The 4,511-nt window shown below is 46.4% G+C and carries 2 protein-coding genes and 2 pseudogenes; all 4 read right to left on the bottom strand.

The genetic code is table 11. From position 1 onward, the window contains the following. Positions 1 to 243 (bottom strand): annotated as a pseudogene (locus tag AC1DUA_RS30945) (hypothetical protein); the annotation flags it as partial. A gap of 516 nt (positions 244 to 759) precedes the next feature. Beyond that, positions 760 to 1,817, bottom strand: a pseudogene (locus AC1DUA_RS30940) (UDP-N-acetylglucosamine 1-carboxyvinyltransferase). 197 nt (positions 1,818 to 2,014) lie between these two features. After that, a complete protein-coding gene (locus AC1DUA_RS30935) occupies positions 2,015 to 2,275 on the bottom strand; it encodes a DUF1146 family protein (protein ID WP_235959324.1) in 261 nt (86 codons plus the stop codon). 19 nt (positions 2,276 to 2,294) lie between these two features. Then, the coding region (locus AC1DUA_RS30930) for a S8 family peptidase (RefSeq protein ID WP_477503394.1) at positions 2,295 to 4,511 on the bottom strand (2,217 nt) is incomplete at its 5' end.

The raw sequence follows: 4,511 nt of genomic DNA, 5'->3' as shown, positions 1-4,511 counted from the left end.
ACTTTGAACAGGAACAGAGCTGGCCGTACCTAAACCGTTGCCTAATTGCCCTAAGTTCCCGTCACCCCAAGCCCATAAAGTAGCATCTGTCTTCAAAAATAGCGAATGACCCCATCCTGTTGTAAGAATCCTCTTAGATTGAGGTGGATTAATTGTGTTGCCGTGAGCTGATGCGGGTACAATCATCATTGCGATTAACACTAGGGTAAGCATTGAAATAAAACCTTTATTTCTCATCATCATTAATTATCTCTCCCTCGCTCGATTAATGGCTTACCCGATTGGTTCGAGTAATAGATTCCAACATGCTAGTTAAACTTATCCTCCTCTTCTATTAGTGTAAAAAAATGGGATTAGTTACATAATTAATAATACTATTTTATGAGATTTAAGCAATAGTAAACTTTTACAATATTTGTATATGAGTACAAAACAAAAGGGAGTTTGGCCAATAATCAACTGGTACAAACTCCCCTATGAAATCTTATTTAATTTGTTAGTTCCCTTTTTTCCAAAACATAGATCAAGGGAACTAGAGTCCACTATTTCGAGAAAAACGAGCTATTTTCTCTCTGAGCGGAACTACAAGGTCTTATTTGTCCACAGAGCGCGTTTTCCAGGTGAAAACGACAAAATAACGAACCGTAGTTCCGCTTCCACATGGAAGTTGCGTCTTTAGAGGGAAATAGCGGACTGTAGTTCCCGAATTAGATATAATAAAAAAAACCGCCGGAGCTCCCTCCGACGGTTCTTGCTATCTTACGCTAACGTTGGCTGGATATTGAAAAAACCCAGCTCTGCCGTTTCCTGTTCCACTTGCTGCGGCACCGACCGATAAATATCGGCACCAAGCCCGYGCAATACGTCTGTAATATCCACATATCCGCGATCAATATGGTGAACGCCTGTAATCTCGGTTTCACCATCCGCTGCCAACGCCGCCAAAATCAGCGCCGCTCCAGCACGCAAGTCGGTAGCACACACTTTTGCACCGCGCAGCTTAGCATTGCCGCTGACGATCGCCGTGCGGCCATCCACTTTGATGTGGGCATTCATGTTCGCGAATTCTTCCACGTGCATGAAGCGATTCTCGAACACCGTCTCGGTCACGAGACTCGTGCCATCCGCCACCATCAGCAGCGCCATCATTTGCGACTGCATATCGGTTGGGAAACCCGGATACGGCAGCGTTTTCACGTCAACGGCACGCAGCGGTCCCGAGGCACATACGCGAATGCCGTTCTCGTCTTCTTCGATGATAACGCCCATTTCCTGCATTTTGGAAAAAGCGTAGCAGCCATCATAATATTTTCGGTTGCGCCGACGCTGGCTACATCCAGATAAATTTTGGCACCCTTCAGACGCCCTTTGACTCTGGCTTCAATATACCCTTGACCTAATTCAATATCGGCGCCCATTGCTTCAAAGCCTTTGAGATGCTGATCAATCGGCCTTGTGCCAATCGCACAACCGCCTGGGAGTGAAATTCTTGCTTGCCCCCGTCTTGCTAACAATGGCCCCATAACAAGGAAAGAGGCTCTCATTTTACGGACTAGATCATAGGATGCTTCGCATGTGTCAATGCGTTCCGCCCGAACACGAATAACCTGCCGGTCATAGGAGACTTCGATACCCAAGCTTTGCAATACTTTATTAATGACTAGTACATCGTCAAGGGGAGGCGCATCGTGGATGACGCTCTCACCTTCCGACCCCAGAATGGAAGCTGCAATAATCGGTAGTACCGCATTTTTCGCTCCGTTGATTTTCACATTGCCAGCTAACTTTCGGCCACCGCGGACGATAATTTTGCTCATCATGGTCCCTCCGCGCACTTATTTTAATTACAAGGTTTTGCACATTTCCTAAGTTTATCATCACAAGCCGCATAGTTACAACTGTGTTCTTTTGGTATTATGAAACACCTACATAGAGTTCGAATAGGATCTCGATTTTTGATCCGTTCTACTATCCATTGTTGACAAAAATTTAAATCATTATTCGAAAAAGGCAATTAAAACATCTTGCCGAAGCCCATGGAGAGACCTAAATATTGGATGAAAAAACTGGCAACTAAGTGCCCGAGCCCAATAGAAAGTAAGATTTGGAGCATAATGGCTTGCGCGCCTTTTGGATTCTTGAGCAGCACATCAAAGCGGAATGCTTGCAACGCCCACCACGCGAGGCCGATACATAGGATGTAAACCACAATATCGACCATATTCATTACCGACGCATACTTCGCAGCTTCATTCCATTTATCTGTTTCTCCCATAGGTCACTCCTTTTCGGTTCTACCGATTCATTACTTTCACCAGCATAGAGACGAATTCAGCACGAGTAGCTTGCTCATCGGGATGGAAGGAACCATCCGAATAGCCAGTAATCCAGCCGTCAGCCCACATTTGTTTCAAAATACCCAAACCCCAGTAAGACTCATCTACATCACTAAAAGGCGAGTTCCCCCGCTTCTTCCCTGTCATATTCATGCTGCGGGCAAGCATCTGTGTCATTTCCATACGTGTAAGCGTACGATCGGGGCCGAATGTTCCGTTAGGGTATCCAGCAACGATATCTGCTTGCAACGCTTTGGCGACGAAATCATAAGCCCAATGTGAAGCGTCCATATCGGAGAACTTCAGCTCTTTGCGCTTAGTCAGCTTCAACGCTCGAGTCAACACTGTCGCCGCTTCCGCGCGTGTAATTGACTGATTCGGGGCAAACCGATAGTTGCCATAACCGCTGATCACGCCTTGCTCCGTAAGCTTGCTTATCGCATCTTGTGCCCAATGCCCTTCAATATCGGCAAAACCGCTTATCAGCGTATAGCTGCCAATTTTCAACCTGTACATTTGACTCATGAACCATTGGTTAGCTTGCAGCTTAATATAATAAGTGCCAGCATTCAGCGCTTTCTCCACGAAAAGCTGATCAGAACCATATTCATTTCGATAAAAGCCTTGTTCCTTCAATGTGCTGTCATACAACGTTGCGTACATCGTCCTTGAAGTCGGGATGTTGGTCAACCGCACTTGCGCCAGACCATTCTGACCCATTCGGAATTGGAACCAATCAACGTCTTCATTGTTATTAAACAACCCTTCGTACACCGAATTCATAGCTGCAAAAGTCGCCTGATACGACTTATCATTTGGTTCATTCGGATCAATCAATTTCGGCGTATATGCGATTTCCAGCGTGTATTCACCTGTTATCGGCTCCGTATAATCCTTCGTATTGCTGACGCGAATATAGTATTGCCCCGGAAATACATCTATTAGCGAGCTGATCTCAATCCCACCATCGCCGCCTTGATCAATAGATATCGACTTTTCTCCTTCCTTTTGAAAAAGAATCATCGGATCTATACGACCTGTATCGACGGAGAGTTTTAACCTTATTGAGCCCGAATGCTCTAGAGGTAACACAAACCAATCGACGTCCCCTTTTTGGTGGAAGGTTCCACGAATCGTTTGACTGCGTTCAGGTAGAGCAAATGCTTTGTACTGCTTATCATTATCTTCAAATGGGTCCGTGTAGATGATAAAATCCGTTCGCAAACTATAACTAATTCCTGTTTTCCGTTCGCGATCTATCGATTGAAGTTGCAAATAAGTGCGACCTTTTGTCACTTTCACCTTAAAAGGCTGAGTTCCATCCGAGGCATTATTAGCAATAAACGTTTCCCCCGAATCAAAGCGCGCACGAATACCCGCACTATCGGTGTTCTGCAGCCATATCTCAATATATCCGTCATAGGCCGCATCAATCGCGTACCAGTCCTCATCGAGCGCTGAGGATAGCGCTGCTTTCACAGAGGTATGTATAGGCAGCTTGGCTGCTTGACTCTGACGATCATTTGGCTCGAAGCGATCCTCTTTATAAGGTTTCGTCAGGGCCATATCCACACGCAGCATCCCATATCCTGTTTTGGCGTCCCAGCCGGTTTCCGCCAAATCATCCGCTGTCTGTTCCAGTTGTGATCTCACTTCATACGCGCTCATCGTTGGAAATTTGCTCCACACTAGTGCCGCTGCCCCAGCAACTTGCGGTGCGGACATCGAGCTTCCATCTTGGTACTGATAGCCGCCGCCTAGAGCTGTGGTATACACATCCCATGGCGCAACCAGATCCAGCTCTGGCCCAAAATTCGAACGGGGGTCTGCTTGTTTATCAGCCGTAACGCCTCCTACAGCCAAAACCGTTGGATACGCCGCAGGGTATTTCACACTCATGCTTTCATTGCCGACAGCAGCTACTAGCAGTACATTGTGATCCTCTGCATACTGGACAACGCCTGCCATATAATCCGAGTACTTATTCAATCCCAGGGAAAGCACGACGATCTTCGCCCCATGATCCACGGCATATTTAATGCCTTCACCAAGCTTCGCTTCGCCGCCTGTTCCATCTGACTCCAACGCTTTGATCGGCATGATTTTGGCAATTGGAGCTATACCTGCGATACCTTTATCGTTATTAATCGAAGCCGCAATGATGCCAGCTACGTT

Source organism: Paenibacillus sp. 01T422, from assembly GCF_056398785.1.
This window is presented reverse-complemented; position numbering and strand designations above follow the sequence as displayed.